Origin of the sequence: Sinorhizobium terangae (assembly GCF_009601505.1) — a bacterium.
Lineage (GTDB): Bacteria > Pseudomonadota > Alphaproteobacteria > Rhizobiales > Rhizobiaceae > Sinorhizobium > Sinorhizobium terangae.
In genome coordinates this window covers 34,658-56,685 of sequence record NZ_WITC01000026.1, presented here as the reverse complement: position 1 = coordinate 56,685, position 22,028 = coordinate 34,658, and the positions used below count along the sequence as shown (strand labels likewise).

19 protein-coding genes, 1 pseudogene and 1 riboswitch are annotated in these 22,028 nt (G+C 61.3%); of the genes and pseudogenes, 15 read left to right on the top strand and 5 right to left on the bottom strand.

The window, feature by feature from the left end; genetic code table 11:
• Positions 1-91: 91 nt before the first annotated feature.
• The 11 genes from GHK62_RS05095 (at position 92) to GHK62_RS05045 (ending at position 13,520) form a co-directional block, all read left to right on the top strand.
• Positions 92-1,096, top strand: coding sequence for a Bug family tripartite tricarboxylate transporter substrate binding protein (locus GHK62_RS05095; RefSeq protein WP_153437233.1), 1,005 nt, complete (start codon positions 92-94; stop codon positions 1,094-1,096).
• A gap of 38 nt (positions 1,097-1,134) precedes the next feature.
• Complete coding sequence (locus GHK62_RS05090) at positions 1,135-2,142, top strand: Bug family tripartite tricarboxylate transporter substrate binding protein (protein WP_167528152.1); 1,008 nt, start codon at positions 1,135-1,137, stop codon at positions 2,140-2,142.
• Positions 2,143-2,450: 308 nt separating this feature from the next.
• Positions 2,451-3,677, top strand: a complete 1,227-nt coding sequence (locus GHK62_RS05085) for a cupin domain-containing protein (protein WP_193571412.1) — start codon at positions 2,451-2,453, stop codon at positions 3,675-3,677.
• A gap of 155 nt (positions 3,678-3,832) precedes the next feature.
• Positions 3,833-5,338 (top strand): ethanolamine ammonia-lyase reactivating factor EutA, encoded by a 1,506-nt coding sequence (locus GHK62_RS05080; RefSeq protein WP_202982036.1) that lies wholly within the window; start codon positions 3,833-3,835, stop codon positions 5,336-5,338.
• 37 nt (positions 5,339-5,375) lie between these two features.
• A complete protein-coding gene (locus tag GHK62_RS05075) occupies positions 5,376-6,338 on the top strand; it encodes a LysR family transcriptional regulator (RefSeq protein WP_153437231.1) in 963 nt (320 codons plus the stop codon).
• Between the two features lie 28 nt (positions 6,339-6,366).
• On the top strand, positions 6,367-7,893 hold the full coding sequence (gpmI, locus tag GHK62_RS05070) for a 2,3-bisphosphoglycerate-independent phosphoglycerate mutase (RefSeq protein WP_272950337.1): 1,527 nt from the start codon (positions 6,367-6,369) through the stop codon (positions 7,891-7,893).
• Positions 7,894-8,043: 150 nt separating this feature from the next.
• Positions 8,044-8,793 carry a GntR family transcriptional regulator gene (locus GHK62_RS05065; RefSeq protein ID WP_153437229.1) on the top strand — a complete coding sequence of 250 codons (750 nt, stop codon included), beginning with the start codon at positions 8,044-8,046 and terminating at the stop codon, positions 8,791-8,793.
• A 68-nt stretch (positions 8,794-8,861) separates the two neighbouring features.
• On the top strand, positions 8,862-10,388 hold the full coding sequence (locus GHK62_RS05060) for a putative N-acetylmannosamine-6-phosphate 2-epimerase (RefSeq protein WP_153437228.1): 1,527 nt from the start codon (positions 8,862-8,864) through the stop codon (positions 10,386-10,388).
• A gap of 53 nt (positions 10,389-10,441) precedes the next feature.
• On the top strand, positions 10,442-11,773 hold the full coding sequence (locus tag GHK62_RS05055) for an extracellular solute-binding protein (RefSeq protein WP_153437227.1): 1,332 nt from the start codon (positions 10,442-10,444) through the stop codon (positions 11,771-11,773).
• Between the two features lie 55 nt (positions 11,774-11,828).
• Positions 11,829-12,695 carry a carbohydrate ABC transporter permease gene (locus GHK62_RS05050; protein ID WP_153437226.1) on the top strand — a complete coding sequence of 289 codons (867 nt, stop codon included), beginning with the start codon at positions 11,829-11,831 and terminating at the stop codon, positions 12,693-12,695.
• Between the two features lie 3 nt (positions 12,696-12,698).
• Positions 12,699-13,520: a carbohydrate ABC transporter permease gene (locus GHK62_RS05045; RefSeq protein WP_153437225.1), complete on the top strand. Its 822-nt coding sequence runs from the start codon at positions 12,699-12,701 to the stop codon at positions 13,518-13,520.
• Positions 13,521-13,549: 29 nt separating this feature from the next.
• Here the strand turns inward: GHK62_RS05045 and GHK62_RS05040 are convergent, their stop codons facing one another.
• Complete coding sequence (locus GHK62_RS05040; protein WP_327791091.1) at positions 13,550-13,948, bottom strand: GlcG/HbpS family heme-binding protein; 399 nt, start codon at positions 13,946-13,948, stop codon at positions 13,550-13,552.
• Positions 13,949-14,250: 302 nt separating this feature from the next.
• Here GHK62_RS05040 and GHK62_RS05035 point away from each other — a divergent pair, with 302 nt between their 5' ends.
• Positions 14,251-14,766, top strand: a complete 516-nt coding sequence (locus GHK62_RS05035) for an acyl-CoA thioesterase (protein ID WP_153437223.1) — start codon at positions 14,251-14,253, stop codon at positions 14,764-14,766.
• Between the two features lie 282 nt (positions 14,767-15,048).
• Here the strand turns inward: GHK62_RS05035 and GHK62_RS05030 are convergent, their stop codons facing one another.
• Together GHK62_RS05030 and bdcA are read right to left on the bottom strand one after the other, a co-directional pair.
• Complete coding sequence (locus GHK62_RS05030) at positions 15,049-15,486, bottom strand: hypothetical protein (protein ID WP_153437222.1); 438 nt, start codon at positions 15,484-15,486, stop codon at positions 15,049-15,051.
• Between the two features lie 249 nt (positions 15,487-15,735).
• Positions 15,736-16,447 (bottom strand): annotated as a pseudogene (gene bdcA / locus GHK62_RS05025) (SDR family oxidoreductase).
• Between the two features lie 73 nt (positions 16,448-16,520).
• Between bdcA and GHK62_RS05020 the strand changes: the two are divergent.
• From GHK62_RS05020 to GHK62_RS05010, 3 genes are all read left to right on the top strand, one after another.
• A complete protein-coding gene (locus GHK62_RS05020) occupies positions 16,521-17,114 on the top strand; it encodes a TetR/AcrR family transcriptional regulator (RefSeq protein WP_234886774.1) in 594 nt (197 codons plus the stop codon).
• 86 nt (positions 17,115-17,200) lie between these two features.
• A riboswitch (TPP riboswitch) is annotated at positions 17,201-17,304 on the top strand.
• Between the two features lie 112 nt (positions 17,305-17,416).
• On the top strand, positions 17,417-18,211 hold the full coding sequence (gene thiD / locus GHK62_RS05015) for a bifunctional hydroxymethylpyrimidine kinase/phosphomethylpyrimidine kinase (RefSeq protein ID WP_153437221.1): 795 nt from the start codon (positions 17,417-17,419) through the stop codon (positions 18,209-18,211).
• 148 nt (positions 18,212-18,359) lie between these two features.
• On the top strand, positions 18,360-18,572 hold the full coding sequence (locus GHK62_RS05010; protein ID WP_153437220.1) for a hypothetical protein: 213 nt from the start codon (positions 18,360-18,362) through the stop codon (positions 18,570-18,572).
• A gap of 129 nt (positions 18,573-18,701) precedes the next feature.
• Here GHK62_RS05010 and GHK62_RS05005 read toward each other — a convergent pair whose 3' ends face one another.
• Positions 18,702-21,068 (bottom strand): polysaccharide biosynthesis tyrosine autokinase, encoded by a 2,367-nt coding sequence (locus GHK62_RS05005; protein WP_153437219.1) that lies wholly within the window; start codon positions 21,066-21,068, stop codon positions 18,702-18,704.
• Positions 21,069-21,122: 54 nt separating this feature from the next.
• Positions 21,123-22,028, bottom strand: coding sequence for a UTP--glucose-1-phosphate uridylyltransferase (locus GHK62_RS05000; protein ID WP_153437218.1), 906 nt, complete (start codon positions 22,026-22,028; stop codon positions 21,123-21,125).

The window sequence follows — 22,028 nt, the reverse complement described above, 5'->3', positions numbered from 1 at the left end:
GAGCGGGTTTGGTTTGTCGCTTGCAGATGTTGTCGGAAATCAGGTGTCCGCAAGAGCGGCAGCTTACGCCGAAAGGCAAAGGGAGGATTTAATGGGAATTCAAACACTTCGCATCGCGGTATCGGGTGCTGCGATCTTGTCGGCACTATGGCCCGGTCTCGCCCTGGCCGAGGATGGCGTTGAGTTCTTCAACGGCAAGACCGTTAACTACATAGTCGCGACGGCGCCGGGCGGTGTGTACGACACCAACGGACGTCTCGTTGCACAATACATGCAGAAATACCTGCCGGGTTCGACCTTCGTCGTGCAGAACATGCCGGGTGCCGGGCACCTGCTGGGCACGAACTACATCTATGCCTCCGAACCGGATGGCCTGACCTTCGGCACCTTCAATACCGGGCTGCTCTACGGTCAGCTCAGTGGCGACCAGAACATCAAGTTCGACCTGACGAAGATGTCCTGGATCGGTAAGGTCGCATCCGACCCGCGGATCATTCTCGTCACCAAGGAGTCGGGGATCGAGAGCTACGAACAGCTGAAGGCCCTGAAGGAGCCGATCAAGTTCGCGACGGCCGGAAAGGGAAGCGCCTCGATGATCGAGGCGACCATGTTCGTCAATGCGCTCAAGCTGCCGATCCAGGTGGTCTCCGGCTATAACGGCAACGAGGACCAGCTCGCGATGATGCGGGGTGAGGTTCAGGGCGTGATCGGATCCCGGTCGGAATTTCAGCAGTTCGTCGATGAGGGCAAGGGCCGCTTCATCGCGCAGGTCGGCGGCACCGAGACGGATGTACCGCAGCTCTCCTCGATGGTCGACGACGTGACGGCAAAGCAGGTCGTCGCCCTCATCGAGTCGCAAAGCGGAATCTCGCGCCTTTCGGCCGGCCCGGCCGGAATTCCGGAGGATCGCCTGAAGGCTCTCCGGGACGCCTACAAGGCCGCCACGTCTGATCCGGAATTCATCGAGAAAGCCCGCGCGCTCGGTCTTCCCGTCGATCCTGCGGTCGGCGACGAGGTCGGAACGCGGGTTAACAAGGCTTTGGACCAGGCGCCGGAGGTCATCAACGTTCTGAAAGAGGCGCTGAGCGAAGGCTGATGCGCGCAATCTCAAGCTTCAACTGGGAGGAAAATACAATGAAATGGCATTCAATTCGCATGGCTGCTTGCGCGACCGCGGCTTTGCTTACGATCTCGACGACCGGCGCTTGGGCGCAGGAAGGCAAGGAGTTCTTCAACGGCAAGACGGTCAATTACATCGTCGCGACCGGACCGGGCGGCGGTTACGACACCAATGGCCGTCTCGTGGCGCAGTTCATGCAGAAATATCTGCCGGGCTCGACCTTCGTCGTCCAGAACATGCCCGGCGCCGGTCACCTGATCGGAGCGAACTATATTTACGCTTCCGAGCCGGATGGCCTGACTTTCGGTACCTTCAACACCGGCCTCATCTACGGGCAGCTCGGCGGTGACCCTGGTATCAAGTTCGACCTCGCGGACATGTCCTGGATCGGAAAGGTCTCTTCCGACCCGCGCGTAATCGTCGTGAGCAAGGATTCCGGCATCGAGAGCTACGAACAGCTCAAGGCTCTGAAGGAGCCGATCCGGTTTGCTTCCGCCGGTGTCGGCAGCGCTTCGACGATCGAGACCACGATGCTGGTCAACGCGCTCCACCTGCCGATCCAGATCGTTTCCGGCTACAACGGCAGCGACGACCAACTCGCCTTGCGCCGGGGCGAAGTGCAGGGGATCATCGCCTCGCGTTCCTCCTTCCAGCAGTTCGTGGACGAGGGCAATGGCCGCTTCATCGCCCAGATCGGCGGCTCGCAGACGGACGTGCCGCAGCTCTCCTCGCTGGTCGACGATCAGGATGCGCAGAAGGTGATTGCGCTGGTGGCATCGCAAAGCAACATTTCTCGCCTGACGGCAGGTCCCGCCGGTATTCCTGAAGACCGGCTGAAGGCGTTGCGCGACGCCTACGCTGCCGCGACAACCGATCCGGAGTTCCTGGAGAAGGCAAAGTCGCTCAGCCTGCCGGTGGACCCGAAGGTCGGCGAAGAGGTTGCGGAAACGGTCAAGACGGCACTGGATCAGAAACCCGAAGTCGTCGAGTTTCTGAAAGAGACCCTTCTGTCGCGGAACTGAGCTTTGCGGCTCGACGGGCGGCGGTTTGCCGCCGTCCGTTCATCTGGTGATGCCAGAACTTGGGCGCGATCGACGCCTTGCGCGATGTGCCGCCGCCATTCCTTAAATCGGAACCGACTTAAGGGTAAACTATCCGCCAATTCAAAGCGTTACGTAGGCTTCTTTCCCGCCCGAGAGGGGGTGCGGCGCTGGAGTCGGCAGTGGTGTCGGGAAAATGCCTTTTCCGAAAACGCACTACCGATACCGCCCCAAAAGACTCATAGTTCGCGCCGAGTGCGGAACGACAAAGGCAAATGAAAGTGAACCAGATGGCCAGTACTGTTGATACAAAGCCGCTCAGTGGTGAACCGGTTGCGGTTCCTGATCCCGGCAATACCAAGTTCCTCGTAGATCCTTATAAGGATTGGTCCAAGGGTGAAGGTATCCCGATCCATTTTGATCTCGGACATGACCTGCTCGCGCTCGAAACCGGCCCGTGGGATCGCTACGATGCGCGCGGCTGCTTCGCGCATACCCATGGCATGGGCGACTTCATGGCGAACTACGTCATCGAAGTGTTGCCCGGCCGCAAGACACGCCCGGTCAAGCATCTTTACGAAGCCTTCTTCTATGTCCTCTCAGGCTATGGTTCGACGACTGTATGGCTTCCGAACGGCGAGGTCCGCACCTTCGAGTGGGGGCCGAAGGCGCTGTTTGCTATCCCGTTGAACTGCCTCTACCAGTTCAACAACGGTTCGGGTGTCGATACGGTGCGCCTCTCCTGCACCAACAATGCGCCGCTGACGATCAACCTCTACCACAACCTCGATTTCGTCTTTGACAACGATTTCGCTTTCAAGGACCGCATCGGCCAAACCAAGCATTTCGAAGGCGAGGGCGCGCTTTATTCCTACGGCCTGGAATCGGCGCGAAAGGTACAGAACATCTGGGAAACCAACTTCGTCCACGATCTGACAAGCTTCAAGCTCTATGAATTCGAGGGGCGCGGCAAGGGCTCGCTCAACGTCAATTTCGTGCTGGCGGATGGAACGATGCATTCCCACGTTTCGCAAATGCCGGTCGGTCGCTACAAGAAGGCGCACCGCCACGCCGCCGGAACGCACGTTCACGCCGTCGACGGCGAAGGCTACTCGCTGATGTGGTACGAGGGTGACTCCGAGTTCAAGGAGATCCCGTGGCGCCACGGCTTCATGTATACGCCGCCGTTTTGGATGTACCATCAGCATTTCAACACCTGCGACCAGCCGGCGCGTTATGTCGCCTGCAGTCTCGGCAGCCGGCGTTACCCGTTCATCTCGCTGCGGCGCAAGAGTGCGGAAGGCGGCGGAGCGACTTCGGTCAAGGACGGCGGACGGCAGATCGAATACGAGGATCAGGATCCGCGCGTGCATCGCAAGTTCCTCGAGGAACTGCAGAAGACCGGTGTTCCGTCGGCCATGGGCGACATCTTCGACGAAGCGGCGATCATGGCCCTGCCGAAGGAGAGCCTGACGGGCGTTATCCAGACGCCGATCCTTGCCGGTCCGGCGACGTAAGACGGGGGCAGGGAGTGAAGCCGGGTCGGGGTTCGGCTTCACTCCATGATTCCTTAAATCGGAGCCGCTCTAAGGACAAAATCATGCGGCAGTTCATGGTGTTACAGCGTCTTTGCGGGTTGATACGCGCGGCGCTGTAGAGAAGGAGGAGTTGCGTGCACGATCTCGATTTCGACCACGAGCATGACAATCTGTCTGACAGCGAACGTCAGCAGATCGCGGATTGGCTGTGGAAGCAGGAAAGCGTCGACCTCTTGACGGTCGGCATCGATATCGGCAGCTCCACCTCTCACCTCTTGTTTGCAAATGTCGTGCTGCGGCGGGAGACGGACGATCTTTCCAGCCGGTTCGTGGTCGTCGACCGGCGGGTGGTCTGGCGCTCGCCGATCCTGCTCACGCCATTTCTGCCGGACGGGACGATCGACGCGCACGAGTTGAGGCACTTTTTCCAGCACTGCTATCACGATGCCGGTTACAAGCGCAGCCACATCGACACCGGCGCCGTCATCCTGACCGGCGAGGCGATCAAGCGAAAGAACGCGCGGGCGATCGACGAGATCTTTGCAAACGAGTCCGGCCGCTTCGTCTGTGCGACCGCCGGCCACAAGCTCGAATGCATGCTCGCGGCCCATGGTTCGGGCGCAACCGCGCTCTCGAAGAAAAGGGATGCCTGTGGCCTGCACGTCGATGTCGGCGGCGGCACGACAAAGCTTGCCCTGATCGACAAGGGAGAAATCATAAGCGTCGCGGCCTTCGCCGTCGGCGGGCGATTGCTGGCACAGGATAGCCAGGGTACCTGGTCGCGCGTTGACGATTCTGCCCGGATCGTTGCCGAGGAACTTGGGCTTGGTACGGATCCCGCGACGATTGCCAGCGCCGAGAACCGCCGCGCTGTTGCAAAGCGCCTGGCTGCGGCTGCGGTTGATGAGATTCTCGGGGAGCCGCTCGACGCGCTGGGCGAGCGCCTTCTCCTGACAGAGCCTCTCGAACGGTCTGTCCAGCCCACCTACATCACCTTTTCCGGTGGCGTCTCCGAATACATTTTCGACTACGAGCAGAATGACCATGGCGATATAGCGCGGGACCTAGCCAGCGAGATCATCGAGCAGCTCAAGCCGCTGATCGAGATACCGATCGTCGATGCCGGGCAACGCATTCGCGCGACCGTCATCGGCGCCTCGCAATTTACCGTCCAGGTGAGCGGCAAGACGCTCTACATGAATGGCGCCGAAGCCTTACCGAAGCACAACATCCCGGTGGTTCATCTCGGGAAGGCGCTTTCCGAAGATATCGATCCGGAGGAAATCGCCGCAGCATTCCGTGAAAGTGCCGGCAGGCAGGATCACGATGTTTCCGCGGTGACGGCGCTCGCTTTCTCGTGGGCCGGGTCACCGGACTACCAACGCTTGCTCGCCATGGCCAAGGCGATCAAGATGGTCGCCGCGCCGGAAGGCGGGCGCAAGGAGTTACTGGTGCTGATGATCGACGGCGACGTCGGCCAGACGATCGGCCGCATCCTCGACCGGGAGCTCGGCATCCAGTCTCACCTGATTTCCATCGACGGCGTGCGGCTCAAGGATCTGGATTTCGTCGATCTCGGCGAGTTTATGAACCCGCCGGGGGTTATTCCCGTTGTTATCAAGTCGCTGCTCTTTTCTTGAATTGTCCCCGGCGCAGAGTTGTGCCAAGACGCCGGAGATGGTCAAGACTTCCGACATGCCGAGATCGAGCTTCGACGGACTCGATCTCAACGACATCGTGATCTTCACGCGCGTGGTGCAGCATGGCAGCTTCACGACCGCCGCAAAGATCTTTGGGAAGTCGCCGTCCTATATGAGCAAGCACGTCTCCCAGCTTGAGGAGGCGTTGAAGCTGACCCTGCTCAACCGCTCGACGCATGCCGTCTTTCTGACCGATGCGGGGAGTGTCTTCTTCGATCATTGCACACGCATCCTCGCCGAAATCGACGCCGCGAAGGCGGATGCGAGCGGGCTCAGCAGCGAACTGATAGGCACGCTGCGGGTTCACAGCACCCCCGGCGTCGGTCAGGCGCTTGTCGCGCCGGCAATCGTCGATTTCAACGCGCGATATCCTTCGATAAAGGTTGAGCTCACCGTCAGCGCCTACTCGGTCAATCTGATGGAACGCGGCGTGGATGTCGTTATCGGCAGCCGCGATTTCGATGACGACGAGTCCTTTCACACCGGTCTCTTCGAACGCAAGCTCGGGCCGGCGCCGTATGTTATTTGCGCCGCGCCTTCCTACTTCGCCGAGCGGCCGAGAGCGATGAGGCCGGTCGACCTTCGGGAACACAACTGCCTCATCCACACGACGCAGAAGCCAGATCCGCGGATCTGGAGTGCACGCTTCGACAACGAAGAGATCACCGTGCAAGTGGACGGCACGTTTCATTCGAATTTCGAGAGCGCGATCCTTCTTGCGGCCCTTCAGGGCGCCGGCATCGCCCGTCTTCCCCTTTATAGCGTCGTTGAAGAAATCCGTGCCGGCAGGCTCCTTTCGGTATTCGACGGCGAAATCGTCTCGCACCGCGTGATCAAGGCGTTTTATCCGCGCAGCCGTTTCGTGCCAAAGAAGCTTCGGGCCTTCCTGGCTATCCTGGAAGCGCGGCTGAAGGATGCAATACGCCCGGGCACCGAATGAGCTCGGGACTGGATCGGAGGGAATGACCTTGGACAAGAAGAAACCGACTGTCCTGATGATCATGGACGGATGGGGTTGGCGGGAAGAGACGGAGGGCAATGCCGTCCTGCTCGCCAAGACGCCGAACTTCGATCGTTTATGGGCAACGTGTCCGCACGCGTTCCTGACGACCCATGGCCCGGCGGTCGGCTTGCCCCAGGGGCAGATGGGCAATTCCGAAGTGGGACATCTGAACATCGGGGCAGGGCGCATCGTGATGCAGGAGCTGCCGCGCATCGATGCCGCAATCGCGGACGGCACGCTACGCAATCTGCTTGCGGAAAGCCGGCTGCCGGACAAGCTCAAGCGGACGGGGGGCGCGTGCCATATCCTCGGTCTCATTTCGCCGGGTGGCGTGCATTCGCACATGGACCATGTCGCGGCGGTCGCCCGGGACCTTGCGAGCCTGGGCCTGCGGCCGATCGTTCACGCGTTCACCGACGGCCGTGATACGCAGCCGGGGCAGGCGGCGCCATATCTTCGCCAACTCGCTCAGAAGCTTCCGGGCAATGCTGTTGTCGCCACCGTCAGCGGCCGGTTCTATGCGATGGACAGGGACAACCGCTGGGATCGGGTCAGCCTCGCCTATCAGGCGATCGCCCTGGGCAAGGGGGACCGTTTTGCTACTGCGGAGGAAGCAATCAATGCCGCGGCCGCCCAGGGCAAGACGGATGAATTCATTCCCCCGAGCGTCATCGCCGACTATGCGGGCATTCGCGATGGGGACGCGATTGTCTGTGCGAACTTCCGGTCGGACCGTGTGCGCGAGATCCTGGCAGCCCTGACGTTTCCGGACTTTGATGGCTTCGAGCGCGGGCGGCGCCCAGAACTGTCGATCGCCGTTGGAATGGTCTCCTACGGATCAGAGCTCGACCCGTATATGCGCACCTTGTTTCCACCTCAGCGTCTCGATGACGGATTGAGCGAGACGGTCGCAAAGGCAGGGAAGACCCAAATCCACCTGGCGGAAACGGAAAAATACCCGCATGTGACGTATTTTCTGAACGGCGGGCGCGAGGCCGCATATGAACACGAGGATCGTATCCTCGTTCCTTCGCCCAAAGTCGCCACCTATGACCTGCAGCCCGCCATGTCGGCCCCGGAACTGACGACGAAGGTCGTTGCCGCGATCGAGAGCGGACATTACGACCTGGTGGTCGTGAACTTCGCCAATCCGGACATGGTCGGTCATACCGGTAAGCTGGATGCGGCCATTCTCGCGGTGGAAACAGTCGACGGCGCGCTCGGTGAAATCGATGCGACCGTTGCTCGCGCGGGCGGCTCGATGCTGGTCATCGCCGACCACGGCAACTGCGAGACGATGATCGATCCCGAAAATGGCGAGCCGCACACGGCTCATACGACCAATCCGGTGCCCGTCCTGCTTTCAGCCGCGTCACGTGACGTGCGCCTGCGCGACGGCATTCTCGCCGATGTTGCCCCCACCATTCTGGCGCTCATGGGGATCCGGCAGCCAGAGGCGATGACGGGTCGTGCGCTTTTTGCGGATCGATGATCACGCTTACGGAAAGCGCCTGACGGCGAAACCGGCGAGATGAACCCGCCGGCACTTCGGCGGGTTTGCGCTTAGACGATAATACCAGTATAGCTCCAGCTAGCGTTTGTGGACGAAATCCACAGGCGGCAGAATTTGCGTGGAGTGGCAATGGAAACCGATCTTTTCATCGACCTGATAGGCAAGGAACTCGCCGATGCAGCGCCCGGGTCACCGCTCTACAAGCGATTGAAGTCGGCGATCGAGGCCGCGATCCGCTCCAACGCTTTGAGGGCTGGTGCGGCCCTGCCGGGCGAGCGCGTCATCGCCGATGCATTTTCGCTATCACGTGTCACCGTGCGAAAAGCGCTCGCTCTGCTTGAAGAGGAGGGGCTGCTCAATCGCCGACATGGCTTCCGCACGGAAGTCGGTTCGCGCGTCGAAAAATCCTTGTCGACGCTGACGAGCTTTTCCGAGGACATACGCGCACGTGGCCTGACGCCGGGATGCATCTGGCTTTCCAGGCAGATAAGCCGCCCCTCGCCGGCCGAGATGATGGCATTGGGGATTGCCGGCAACGCCAATGTCGTTCGCATGAAACGGGTTCGAACCGCGGATTCCGTGCCGATCGCAGTAGAGATTTCCGCAGTCCCGGTTCGCTTCTTGCCGTCGCCAGCGCTCGTCGGCGATTCCCTTTATGAGACGTTGGAGGCGCGGGGTTTTCTACCTCAGCGCGCGATCCAGAGGATGCGGTCGAGAGCAGCCAGCGAGCAGGATGCGCAGCACCTCAATTGCGATGTCGGCGCGCCGCTGCTGATGACCGAGCGACGCTGCTTCCTCGCGGACGGGCAGATCGTCGAGTTTTGCGAGACACGCTACAAGGGCGACGTCTACGACTTCGTGTTTGAACTGCAGCGATAATACCAGTCATAAACTGGTTGTAATCTGGTATTTTCTATCTATCGTGATGCCGAAGGGGAGTGTCACGATTGCATCGCGAAAAGATAAAGAACGGCCTGATCGTCTCATGCCAGCCGGTTCCGGCAGGTCCGATGGACTATGCCGAGTTCGTGACCGGCTTCGCCAAGGCGGCGCTCGATGCAGGCGCCTGCGCGCTGCGTATTGAATCCGTCGCCTATGTACAGGCCGTGCGCTCCGCGGTCACAGTGCCAATCATCGGCATCGTCAAGCGCGACCTTTCCGACAGCCCCGTGCGCATCACGCCCTACGTCTCCGACGCTGAGGCCCTGGCGGACGCTGGCGCGGACATCGTTGCCTTCGATGCAACGGACCGGGTGCGCCCGGCGGAGATCGACGCGCTGGTTCGGGCCGTGAAGGCGAAGGGCAAGCTGACGATGGCCGATTGTTCCTCGCTGGAGGATGCCGAGCGTGCGCTCGCTGCCGGTGTTGACTTCGTCGGCACGACGCTCTCCGGATATGTGGGCGGCCCCGAACCGGTCGATCCGGACATAGAGCTCATTGCGGCCATGCGGAGGCTCACGCCTTATGTCATTGCTGAGGGACGCATCCGCTCGCCGGAGCAGGCGGCCGCCGCCGTCAAGGCCGGCGCCTATGCGGTCGTCGTGGGATCGGCCATCACCCGCACGGAGCACGTCACTTCGTGGTTTCATGAGGCCGTGGCGAAGGCCTCCACCAGGCAGGAGGGAAGGTCGGCGGAAACGGTGCTCGCTGTCGACATTGGCGGCACGAAAACAATGGCTGCACTGGTCAAGGGTGCCGCGATCATCGACGAGATCGTCATCCCGACCGCGCGCGAGGCGGGGCCCGATGGGTGGCTCGAAGCCATCGCCGAGAGCACGGCCCAATGGCGCGGCCGTTATGCTCGCATTGGTTTTGCAGTCACCGGTCTTGTTCGCGATGGGCACTGGTCGGCGCTCAATCCGGCGACACTCGGCATTCCCGACGGCTATCATCTGGTTGACAGGGCGAAACGCCTCTTAGGCAAGCCGGTCTTCGCCATGAACGACGCGCAGGCAGCCGCCTGGGGCGAATATAAGTTCGGTGCCGGATCCGGCGGAAACCTCGTTTTTCTGACCATCTCGACCGGCATTGGAGGCGGCATCGTCATCAACGGCCGGCCGCTTTCGGGGCTGGCGGGTCATTTCGGTCTCATTCGCGGCCCGTCGCAGGGGCGTGCGCCGTTGGAGGATGAGACGTCCGGCCGTTGGATTGCCGCCGAAGCGCTGAAGGCCGGCCATGAAGTGGAGGCCGCCGAGGTTTTCCAAAGAGCGAGACAGGGCGCGCCATGGGCGCGGGCGATCGTTTCGCAATCGGCTCTTCGCGTGGCAACGCTCTGTCGCGATATCCAGCTGATGTTCGATCCGGACCAGATCGTCATCGGCGGCGGTATCGGGCTTGCCGCCGGCTACATCGATGAGATGCGAGATCATCTGCAGGACGTCGCTCCGCGCCTCGCCCCTCGTCTCGTCGCGGCCAAGCTCGGCAGCCGCGCGGGCATTGTCGGCGTCGCCGATCTCGCGGGAGAGGGCGGGTAGCGACGCTGTCTCGCATGCATTTCGAACGTCAAAAGATAAGAAAGGGAACAACTATGAAACTGAACAGGACGTCTTTTTCGGCCGCGGCCGTTCTTCTCGCAAGCGTTGCCCTGCCGGGCATATCCCACGCAACGGTGACAGTTCTCGGTTGGCCCGGCGGTTCGGAGGAGACCGCGCTGCGCGCAACCGTCGAAGCCTACAACGCCCAGTCCGGCATTGCCGATGCCGACAAGGTCGAACTGCTCTTCTTCAACCGCGACGGTTTCTTCGACAAATTGCAGGCGGACATGGCGGCTGGCTCCGACGCCTTCGATGTCAATCTCGTCGCGACCTATTCGATCGGCCGTTACGCGCCCTACATGGAGCCGGTAGATCTCGGCGCCGATGCCAGCAAGGTGTTCGGCGAGTCCGTGCTGAAGACGATGCAGTTCGATGGCAAGCAGTATGGCGTTCCAACAGACCTGTCCCTGCACTTCATGTACTACCGCAAGGACCTGGTTGACGCGCTGATGCAGGACGATGCCGCCAAGAAGAAATATGCGGAAATCGCCAAGGAGCATCTCGGCAAGGATCTGCAGCCGAAGGATCCGGACAGCTGGACCTGGGACGATTGGGCGGCGACGACGCTTTATTTCAGCAAGCAGGTGAATTCCGAAAGCCCGGTCCGCTACGGCACGGTGCTGCAAATGAAGAACCTGCTTTTCAACATGATGGTCTTCCAGTCGCTGCCGCGTTCCTACGGTGCGGATTGGACGGACCAGGACGGCAACGTGGCGGTCGATTCCGACGCGTACAAGACCGGCCTGGAGCTTTACAAGAAGCTCTACGACGCCGGTGCCTCGCCGAAGGATTCGCTAAGCTACGAATATGCGGAGACGAACGCTGCCTTTGGTTCCGGGCAGGCGGCGACGGCGCTGCAATGGAACGCCGCGGCCGCTGATTTGACGAATACGGAAAAGACCCCTGTGGTTGCTGCTGTCACCGGGATCGTCGCGCCTCCGGCCGGCCCGAATGGCCGCGCCGACCATATCCACGGCCTCGGTCTCGGCCTCAACAAGAATGCCAAGAACAAGGAAGGCGCTGTCAAGTTCCTGAAATGGCTGGCCACCGAAGAGGCCGCCTTGCTCTATGCCCAAAGCGGCGGTTCGCCGGCGCTTGCTCCCGACGTCGCGGCCAAGGTTGCAAAGGAGCGGCCGGACCTCATCAAGCTTGGGGAATTCGCCAGCCAGTACGGTTACGTGATGAATGGCGCCACCTCGGCAAACGCGCTTTCGGTCTACGAGCTGCAGGCAAAGGAATTCACCGGTTATTGGGCTGGCCAGCAAAGTCTCGAAGATGCCCTGGCGCATACAAAGACCGGCATGCAGGACCTGCTGAAGAAGTGATTTTGAGCCGGACTCCGGGCAAGAGCCCGGCGTCCGGTGCAGCTGGCGGATGGAAATGGCTATTGTAAACCGCGCCGAAGGCAGAGCCTATCTCACGCCGCTCGTGGGATTCCTCTTGTTTTTTCTGGGTTTTCCCGCGGCGGTCAATCTCATCTATTCGATCTCGACGGTCTCCTTCGAGACATTGCGCAGTCCGAGCCTCAGCGGTTTCGGCAATTACGCGGCGGTGCTTGCCGACCGCGAATTCTGGGGCGCCGTCTCCTTTTCCATGCGGTTCGGCGTGTTGACGGCACTCGCCGAATACCTGATCGGACTTTTTCTGGCAGTTTTCCTCACGCCGCTGCTGGCGAAGCGGTCGTACCTGATGGCGCCGCTGATGCTGCCGCTGATGGTCGCTCCGGCGATGATCGGCCTCATGTATCGGCTTGTCCTGCACGAGTTCGCCGGCCCGGTGCCCTATTATCTGTTCGAATGGTTCGGCGACAGCCCGGCCTTCCTCGACGTTAACAACGCCTTCCGAACGCTGCTCGTCGTCGAAATCCTGCAATGGACGCCATTCGCCTTCCTGCTCTTTTACATGGCCTATGCCGCGATACCACTCGAGGTCCGCGAAGCCGCCTCACTTGATGGCGCGTCAGCGCTGAAGGCGCTCTGGTGGATCGAATTGCCATTGATGCTGCCGACGCTGGTGATTGCCTTCTTCATCCGCTTCATCGACGGCTTCCGCGTGTTTGACAACGTCTACGCGCTCACAGGCAGCGGGGCGGGTGGTTCGACGACCTCGCTCTCGATCTATATCTACCAGGCCTTCTTCAAGGGCGGGGCGATCGGCAAGGCCGTTGCGGCATCCGTCGTGCTTTTCCTCGCGTCGCTCGCCGTGCTTTACGGCCTCAACTGGATAACCGGCCGCGGGAGGCGCTGATCGATGCTTAATCTGCTGCGCTGGCTTGTCTTCTCGATTGCCGTGCTTGCGATGAACTTTCCCGTCATCGTCACGGTAATCACGTCGTTCAAGAGCGCGCGCGAACTGTCGTTCAACCCGGGGTTCTGGATCGGCGAACCGACGCTCGAAAACTACACGCGGGTGCTGGGCGAGACCGACCGTTTCAACATCTACGGCTATCTCATCAACAGCACCGTCGCCTCGCTGATCGGTACGGGGCTGGCGATTGCGCTCGCCTTTCCGGCCGCCTATGCCATCGCCCGGAGCGAGGCGGGAAAGCGCACGTTGCTGCCTCTGATCATCAATCTGCGCGCCGTGCCGCTGATCATCTTCGCGATCCCGCTCTATATGATGTACCAGTGGCTGGGGCTGCTCGACACACAGCTCGGCCTCGGCCTGATCCTGACGATCGTCAACACGCCGCTGGCGCTCGTCATCCTCGTCAACGCGATCTCCGACGTGCCGTCGGAGCTCGATGAGGCGGCAAAAATGGACGGCGCCAGTTCCTGGCAGGTCATGTTGAAGATCATCCGTCCGGTGGTGCGTCCGGCCCTGGTCACGACCTTCATCTTCGGGTTCATCACCGCCTGGAACGAGTTCCTTTTCGGCCTGATGCTGACGACGAGCCGGGCGGTTCCGATGACCGTCGGAGCGTCGTTCTTCTTCGCCGCGAGCGGCGGAGGCGTGCAATGGGGCACCGCCTCCGCCGTCATGCTGCTCGGGGCGCTGCCTCCCGCCTTGCTGGGCCTGTTGATGTACCGGCAGATCTCGGCATCTTTGACCGCGGGTGCAGTTAAAGGTTAGACCCGCGAGTGCGGTGCTTACTTGAGCTCTCAGATTGGATCGGCGCCGATTGTCTTCAAGGCCGCGCGGGCTACTTCGAAATCCTGCTCACCGGTGCCGGAACCGACCCCGATGGCACCGGCGAGTTTGCCCCCGAAGCGAATGGGCAGGCCGCCTGCAAGATGCGTCACGCCGCCCTGCGATGCTATCCCCGCAGCAACCCCGAACTCGACCGCCATTGCACCGGTCGGCCCGTTGATCGAAGCTGCAGTGCGGGCCTTGGCGCGGGCGGTATGCATGCTGAGATATTTCGCACCATCCATGCGGATGCTGGCGATCGTCTCTCCGCTTGCGTCGACGATGAAGACGCATTGCGGAACGCCGATACTCTCTGCGTGGCGCACCGCGGCCGCCAGTGCAGTCATTGCGCCTTCGTGGGCAAGACTGATCGTCTCTTAATAATTTGCCATCGCTCTCTCCCTTCTCGCTACAGCGCCGCGCGTCTTGTCAGACGCGCTGTAACACTTTGAATTACTGCGTGATTCCCTAAATCGGTTCCGATTAGGGATTCGTGCAGTAGGACCCTACAATGACAAGCGAAAGTGAGAATGCCCGCATTCGGTGAAGCACTTTCACCGCCGGGCAACAAGTCGGCGGGCCGCGATGGTTTTGGGGTGCAAAGGCTGATGCTGCTGCCTATGCGCGGCATGATGTTTCGGCCATAGTGGTGAAAACGAGAGGACAGGGATCCATGACATCGAACGAGCTGGATGCGCGACGCCTTGAAATGACGGTTCTGATGACGCCGGACATGGCCAACTTCAGTGGCAAGGTACACGGCGGTGCGCTCCTCAATCTGCTCGATCGCGTGGCCTTCTCCTGTGCCTCGCGCTTTTCCAAGCAATATGCAGTGACGTTGTCCGTCGACCAGGTGATTTTCAAGGAACCCATCCACGTGGGCGAACTGGTGACCTTCCGCGCCTCGATCAATTATGCCGGCCGGACGTCCATGGAGGTCGGCATTCGCGTGGAGGCGGAGGATATTCGTGCCGGGACCCGGCGGCATACGAATTCCTGCTATTTCACCATGGTGGCCGTGGACAGCAGCGGCCGCCCGGTTGAAGTGCCGCAGTGGTATCCCGAGACGGCAACTGACCAGCGCCGACACCGCGCGGCCGAGTTACGCCGGACGTTGAGACGCGAGTTTGCCACCCGACTGGAGGCGGTTGCGCAAACTGGTCGCGATGTGGAGGGGGCAGGAGACTAGATCGCCGCACGAGCGTTCTTCTGCCGCGAAACGATTGGCTTATCTCGTACACCACGCGGAAAACCGATGTAACGGCGGCTGCCGCGAGTGGCGAATCTCCGCGCGCATGAAGAGACGGGGCCACAGGCGGGCCCCGACAGTAGCCCAGGAGACCAAACGCTCTCATCCCGGCCGAAGCGGCCGGGTTGTAATACAAGCGTGCCAGCCATGAGCATCTGCTTTGCGGTCACGCCAAGCGGCCAACCGCTTCAACCAGTGCCCGCAAAGCGTGGCCGGCTGGCCTCAACCGACAAATATGGCGCGCAGACGCGCGAACAGGCCTGTCTGCTTCCCGGCGATCGCCGAGCGGATGTGACGGGCTGCCGTCGCAGCGCTCACCGTTGCACCGAAGTGGCAGTAGCAGATAACCCTGTGCAATTGCTCGTCGCTCAGTTCGAAGAACCGCTTTGCTTCGCCATAAGTGTCATTTTCCATTCCGGCCGCCCGCAGGACGGGATCCTTGAATGCGACCGAGATCGGCGAGTCGTCGCCGCGCATGGTCGCACGCACTCTGGCCGGTTGGTACTCGGTCTCGTGCAGCGTCGAGAGGTGTCTGTGCGGAATTTGTTCCAGGAGTTCCGCCCAGCGTTCCAGACGCTCTGCGCGCGTTGTAAGCCGGCGCGGGAAGTCCTGTTTGACCTCTGCGACGATCTGCAGTTGCTCGAGTGCATGGTGCTTCATTTTGGCCTCCATTCAGACGATAGTTGCTCCGCCCCAGTTCCGAATTCAGCCCGCTATAAAGGTGACTCTTGCGCGTGCCGAAGTCCAATCACGATCTGTCGTGGAGGGCCGGATTCGTCAAAATGTGCAGCTTTCGCAACGGCGTGGCCGCATTGCGGGCCCGTTTTGCGCGTGTCCGGATGTATTGCCGAAAGGCCACAACCCCGTGCCGGCTACCACCGCCGCACGGGGTCGGATCATGACGGCGAGTTAGGCGCCAAAGCCGCCGTCGATGGTATGGAGCGCTCCCGTCGTGAAACCGGCTTCGGGGCCGGCGAGATAGGCCGCAAGGCCGGCGACTTCCTCCGGGCGGCCGTGGCGCTATCGCCATGAAGCTGTGCATGAAGTCGCTCATCGGGCCGTCTTCCGGATTCATGTCCGTCGACGTCGGTCCGGGCTGGATGACATTGACAGTTATGCCCCTGGCGCCGAAATCTCGGGCGAGACCGCGGGCCATGCCCTGCACGGCTGACTTTGTCAGTGCATAGGCCGCTCCGCCGGCGAAGGGCATTCGGTCGCCGTTTACCGAGCCGACGATGATGATGCGACCGCCTTCGGGCATCTGTCGTGCGGCTTCGACCGCCGCGTGGTAGGGCGCTCGCACATTCACGTCGATCATCCGGTCGACCGCATCCGCATCCACCTCAAGCGGATCGCCAAGCACCAGGGTTCCCGCGTTCACCACAAGTACATCGAGCGCGCCTTGATCCTTCACGACGTTGATGACAGCGTCCCGGTCCGCGGCATCGGACCGGATCGCAGCCGCGCCGGTTTCCGAAGCCAGCGCCTTTGCCGCCTCAGTCGCTCCAGCATAGGTGAAGGCAACGGTCGCGCCATCACCGGCGAAGCGCCGGACGATTGCCGCACCGATGCCCCGGCTGCCGCCGATGACCAAGACTTTCTTGCCATTGAAATTTGCCATGGTTCTCTCCTTGAGAAAAAGTGTAGTAAGCGCTACATAAATGTAATCGGAGGTGAGTGCAAGGAATTTTGTAGTGATTGATACAAAAAAGACGAAACCGCGCGGTCGGCCCCGTGCCTTTGACGTCGACGAAGCCGTTGGCAAGGCGCAGGCGATGTTCCATCAGCGGGGGTATGACGCGGTCAGTCTTACGGACCTGACGGGGGCCCTCGGGATCAATCCGCCGAGCTTCTATGCCGCATTCGGCAGCAAGGCCGATCTCTATGGGCGTGCGCTGGAGCGCTACGCGAAGACGGAGGGGCTGGACTTTGAGCGGCTGCTCGCGCCGGAAAAATCGTTGGACGAGGCGCTCGCGGCTTTGTTCGAGGCGGCGGCGGTTGCCTATACCGCAGATCCAGGCGCAACCGGTTGTCTGGTCATCGAAGGTGCGCGTGGCGGTACCGATGCCGCCGCCTGCGACATGGCAAAGGCGCTCTGGCGTCAGAGCCGGCAGGTGGTGCGCGATGCCATCGCCCGCCGGGAGACAGACCGTGCGGACGAGATCGCCGACTATGTGACGGCGGTGTTGGCGGGCATATCGGCAAGTGCGAGAGACGGTCTCGACGTCGACCGCCTGCGTCGGATCGGGCGCAGCGCATCGTTAGCCTTCACGCACCAGAAGGCATAGCGAGATACCGTCAGTCGTGCTCGACCAGTCGGTCTTGGCGTGAAGCGGCTTTGTTGACAGATAGGCGCCGCTGTCCGATACAATGCCAATATTCCGAGGGGAGCACCGAGCGGTGCTGAGACGGCGGTGAGCCGGACCCTTTGAACCTGATCCGGGTCATGCCGGCGTAGGAACGGGAACAGGGCCTTTGCGGCGCTCTAGCCACTTCTTCGCGATTTCCTGGATCTCCGTGATTTTCCAATCTGGAGACCGACCAAGATGCGCTTTCCTCCGTTTCCATCTGTTGTCGTGGTGCAAATCCGATGAGTGCAATCGCGCTGACCATAGCCGGCTCCGATTCCGGCGGTGGGGCCGGCATACAGGCTGACCTAAAGACTTTCTCCGCTCTCGGTGTCTATGGCGCGAGCGTCATCACCGCCGTGACGGCGCAAAATACGAAGGGCGTCACCGCCGTTGCCGACCTTGCACCGGAAATCGTCACGGCACAGATCGATGCGGTCCTTTCCGATCTCGACGTCGCTGCCGTCAAGATCGGCATGGTCTCTCGTCAGGAGACAATCGCCGCCATTGCCGGCGGGTTGCGCCGCTTCGGCAAGCAGGCCGTTGTCGATCCGGTCATGGTGGCGACTTCCGGCGACCGGTTGCTGCGCCCGGACGCCGTGGCGGCGCTGGTCGATGAACTCTTGCCGCTGGCGCTGGTCGCCACGCCAAACCTGCCGGAAGCCGCATTGCTGACCGGCCGTTCCATCGCCGAGGATGAGACGGAGATTGCGCGGCAGGCCGAAGTCATTCTCAAGACCGGTGCCCGTTCCGTCCTGGTCAAGGGTGGCCACCGGCAGGGCAGCGAGGCAATCGACCTCTTCTTTGACGGCAACAGGATTGTCCGCCTCCCGGCAGACAGGATCGAGACGATCAACGATCACGGCACGGGCTGCACGCTTTCGGCGGCCATCGCTGCCGGTCTCGCGCTCGGACGGCCATTGGTGGACGCGGTGCGCGACGCAAAGGCCTACCTGCACGCGGCGCTTTCCGCAGCGAATGCCTTGTCGGTGGGCGAAGGGCGGGGGCCTGTGCACCACTTCCACCGCTGGTGGTGATGGGGGGATCCGCGGGGACGTAGTCGAGCCGCATCCTGCACACCATAGCTAAGGTCGAATGCGAGCCGCCGCCTCGGTGTCGCCACTGTTGCGACGCAACATGTATTCGTCCATGGTTAATGGACGGGTTCCACGAAGGCAGCGATTTATGCAGTTCTTTGCTCGTCGTTTGGAAGCTTTCAACCGGGACGAACTGCCGGATTGGCGTCGGTCACCGACGGTGTTGGGTCGCGCGCTGCGGCTCGTTCCGAGTCTTTTCGAATATTCCCTGTTCTATCTCCTGACGCTCGCCATTTTGGCGGGCGTGGTTGCACTGATGGTGCTGGCGTGGATCTTCAGGATCGATCGAAAGCCGTCGTAAGGGCTTTCGTCCAGAATTGCAAAATTTCAAAGAGTTAGATCATTTTGCTGCTTCCAACCGATGAAACGCAGCGCCGCGTGTCTGAGAGACACGCGGCGCTAGATGGCAGATGCGGACGCCAGTCTCGGCTCAGGCTGCGGGCCGGTCGCCGCTGACCGAATGCTCGACGTAGTATTTGCCGTAACGATGTCGATACTTCTCGACGCCGCCGAAGTCGCTGTACTTGGAAAGCTCATCCATGTCGGTCTTGTTGAGGATGACCCCGAGCACCTTGGAATTGATCTGCGGCTCGGAATGCAGAACGTCGCGCACCAGGCGAGACGGCGTTTTTCCCCATTCGACGACGAAGATGAAACCATCTGCAAGTGGAGCAAAGGCCTTTGCGTCCACGACAGGCGCCAACGGCGCAAGGTCGACGACCACGTAGTCGAACGCATTGCGCGCATTCTCGATCAGATTTGCCATGGCAGCCGAGGCGAGTAGCTCGTGACTTTGATGGGGCTGATGGTTGGATGCGCCCCCGCCGACAGGGAAGATCGCAAGCTTGGTGCGCTGGTCGACCTTGATGCCGGCGGGCCAGGTGGCTTCACCCATCAGCGTCTCGACGAGCCCGGTGCGAGGGGCGGGCGTGATCATCTGGGTGAGGCCGGGCTTGCGGATATCGCCATCAATCAAGAGCGTCCGCTTTCCGCTCGCGGCCAACTGCGCCGCGAAGTTTGCGGCGATGACTGACTTGCCCTCGTCGGGAACCGCGGACACGATCCCGATCACGCGGCTATCGTTGCCGTGCAACATGTGATCGCAGGCAAGCTTGGCGTTCCGGAAAGTCTCGGCAAAAGAGGATTGTGGCGCTTCGAGGACCATGCGAGCCAAGCGCTGGAAGGCCACTGAGTCTTCGCCGATCACGTCCGGTTGCCTGTCGGACGCAAAGCGCGTGCGTACGAGTTCCGCACTCTTCTTCGTCCGTGTGCCGATCAATGGCACATAACCGAGCGACTTGTGACCGAGGATTGCCCGCACATCGTCTTCGAGCCGGAAGGTTCTCTCGCGGAACTCCTGGAAGGCGGCGAAGGCGCCGCCGGCCATCAAGCCGAGCACGGCGGAAAGAGCAAGCGTCAGGGTCTTCTTCGGGCTCGAGGGGGCTGTGGGAACGCCGGCCTCGGAGATGACCCGAGCCTTGGCGATCGGGAACGAGCGTTGCTGTGCTGCCTGCTCATAGCGGCCGAGATAGGACTCGTAAAGCGTCTTCAGCGCCGCCGCTTTCTGCTCCAGATCCCTCAACTGAACCAGTGACTTGTTGGCGTTCGTGTTTTTCCCCACGACTCCTTCGATGCTTTCACGCAGCGACTGCTCGCGCGAGCGGGCGACTTCGTATTCGTTCTTGTAGCTTGCCGTCAGTTGCTGCAGTTCCTGGTAGATCTGCCGCCCCATGTCGGCCTGCTCGGCCCTCAGTGATACAGCCTGCGGATGGTCCTTGCCAAAGTTCTGAGAGACCTCCTGCTCGCGCTTCACGACAGCGAGATAGCGGGCCCTGAGATCGCGGATAACCATGTTGTCTCCCTCTTTGGGAGAAATCGTCGCGTTGTTGACGGCGGTCTCCGGCCCCTGGTCGACAATCGACTTGAACTGGTTGTAGCGCGCCGAGGCGCTGGCCGTGTCGGCCTGGGCGACGATGAGCTGGCTGTTGAGGTCCGACAATTGCTGTTCGGACATCAGCTCGCCGCGTGCGGCCGTCAGGCCGTTTTCGCTTCTGAACTGCTCAACCTCGAGTGCCGCCGCCAGAGAGCGCTGCCGCAAGTCCGTGAGGCGTTCCTGCAGCCAGACGGAAGCACGTTCCGTCGCTTCGAAATTGGCGTTCAATTGATCGGTAAGATAGGCTTGCGCATAACCGCGCACGACCGTTGCGGCAAGCTGGGGGTCGTTCGACTTATAGGAGAGAGCCACCACGGAGCTTCGCGATACGCGCTCGACCGTCAGGGCCTGCTGGATCAACGCCGCCGCCGCCAGTCGCCGATTCTTGCGTAATGCCTCCTCCGAAACCGTGGGGCCGGACGAAAAGAGGCCGGTCGCTGTCTTTACCCAGTCCTTGACGTACGCCATCGGCGAACGCGGCGGATTCATGATCGTGGCGTTCTCGGAGAGATTGAGTTTGTCGACGACCCGCAAGGCAAGCTCGCCGGACTTCAGGATCTCCACGGCGCTCGCGATCTGGGTGTCCAGCATCTGGCTGTTTACCGGAGTCGGCTCTTCCTCGGCAAATTTCGACAGATTTTCGTCAAGCAGAATCTGCGTCATGGACGTGTAGGTCGGCGTCGCAAACAACAGGTAGGCAACACCCAGCATGATGAAGAGGACAACAAAGGCCGCTACCAGCTTGGCCCTGCGGACGGCAATAGCCAGAAGCCGATCAAGATCGATGAAGCCGTCGGATTCTTCCTCGCGGGGCACGATGCTCAAGGGGGCACTTCTCTGTTTCATGGGGGCCGCTCTGTTCATTTTTTTCTCCGGTCCGTGAGCCGGCGGCTCATGGAGCCGCCGGGAAACATTTGCTTATGCCGCTCGGATGCGGCTTTCGTGAGACAAAACGATCTCGCGAACGGATTCGAAGACCATGTCGCCGATATCCGTTCGGTTCAGCGCGAAGGCGACATTCGCCTCGATGAAGCCTTGCTTCGAACCGCAATCGAACGTCCTGCCCTCGTAGGGATGGGCGTGGAAGGGCTGGTTTGCCGAAAGCTTCAGCATCCCGTCGGTCAGCTGGATTTCGTTGCCTGCGCCGCGTTGCTGGTGCGCGAGGATGGAAAAGATTTCGGGCTGGAGGATGTAACGCCCGTTGAGATAGTAGTTCGAGGGAGCCTGGCCTGTGGCGGGCTTTTCCACCATCTCGGTTACCGCAAAGCCGTGCCGCACCGTGCCGCCCTTGCCGACGATGCCGTATTTGGAGGCGTCTTCGGGGGCGCATTGCTCGACGGCGACGACATTGCCTCCGACCTCCTGGTAGAGATCCATCAGGCCGGCCATGCAGCCGCGCGCCCCGAAGGAGACCATGTCGGGAAGTAGCAGTGCGAAAGGCTCGTCGCCGATAAGGTCGCGTGCGCACCACACTGCGTGGCCAAGGCCGAGCGGAGCCTGCTGGCGCGTGAAACTCACGGAGCCGGCTTTCGGCAGCATCCTTTCAAGCTCGGAAATCTGCGCATTCTTGCCCGAGCGCGACAGGGACGAGATGAGTTCCGGCGCATCGTCGAAGTGGTCCTCGATCGCCTGCTTGTTGCGGCTGGTGACGAAAACGATGTGTTCGATGCCGGCCTGACGGGCCTCGTCCACGGCGTATTGAACCACGGGCCGATCGACGATCGTCAACATTTCCTTCGGCACGGCCTTCGTTGCGGGAAGGAATCGGGTTCCGTTTCCGGCAACGGGAATCACTGCTTTCCTGACGGTCCTGATGCGGTCCAT

Excerpts from the sequence above, each read along its gene's own strand:
- GHK62_RS05045 (WP_153437225.1), top strand. The coding sequence starts at position 12,699 with ATGCTTAATCTGCTGCGCTGGCTTGTCTTCTCGATTGCCGTGCTTGCG.
- GHK62_RS05090 (WP_167528152.1), top strand. The coding sequence starts at position 1,135 with ATGAAATGGCATTCAATTCGCATGGCTGCTTGCGCGACCGCGGCTTTG.
- GHK62_RS05050 (WP_153437226.1), top strand. The coding sequence starts at position 11,829 with ATGGCTATTGTAAACCGCGCCGAAGGCAGAGCCTATCTCACGCCGCTC.
- thiD (WP_153437221.1), top strand. The coding sequence starts at position 17,417 with ATGAGTGCAATCGCGCTGACCATAGCCGGCTCCGATTCCGGCGGTGGG.
- GHK62_RS05010 (WP_153437220.1), top strand. The coding sequence starts at position 18,360 with ATGCAGTTCTTTGCTCGTCGTTTGGAAGCTTTCAACCGGGACGAACTG.
- GHK62_RS05075 (WP_153437231.1), top strand. The coding sequence starts at position 5,376 with ATGGTCAAGACTTCCGACATGCCGAGATCGAGCTTCGACGGACTCGAT.
- GHK62_RS05065 (WP_153437229.1), top strand. The coding sequence starts at position 8,044 with ATGGAAACCGATCTTTTCATCGACCTGATAGGCAAGGAACTCGCCGAT.
- GHK62_RS05000 (WP_153437218.1), bottom strand. The coding sequence starts at position 22,028 with ATGGACCGCATCAGGACCGTCAGGAAAGCAGTGATTCCCGTTGCCGGA.
- GHK62_RS05085 (WP_193571412.1), top strand. The coding sequence starts at position 2,451 with ATGGCCAGTACTGTTGATACAAAGCCGCTCAGTGGTGAACCGGTTGCG.
- GHK62_RS05055 (WP_153437227.1), top strand. The coding sequence starts at position 10,442 with ATGAAACTGAACAGGACGTCTTTTTCGGCCGCGGCCGTTCTTCTCGCA.
- GHK62_RS05030 (WP_153437222.1), bottom strand. The coding sequence starts at position 15,486 with ATGAAGCACCATGCACTCGAGCAACTGCAGATCGTCGCAGAGGTCAAA.
- GHK62_RS05005 (WP_153437219.1), bottom strand. The coding sequence starts at position 21,068 with ATGAACAGAGCGGCCCCCATGAAACAGAGAAGTGCCCCCTTGAGCATC.
- GHK62_RS05035 (WP_153437223.1), top strand. The coding sequence starts at position 14,251 with ATGACATCGAACGAGCTGGATGCGCGACGCCTTGAAATGACGGTTCTG.
- GHK62_RS05095 (WP_153437233.1), top strand. The coding sequence starts at position 92 with ATGGGAATTCAAACACTTCGCATCGCGGTATCGGGTGCTGCGATCTTG.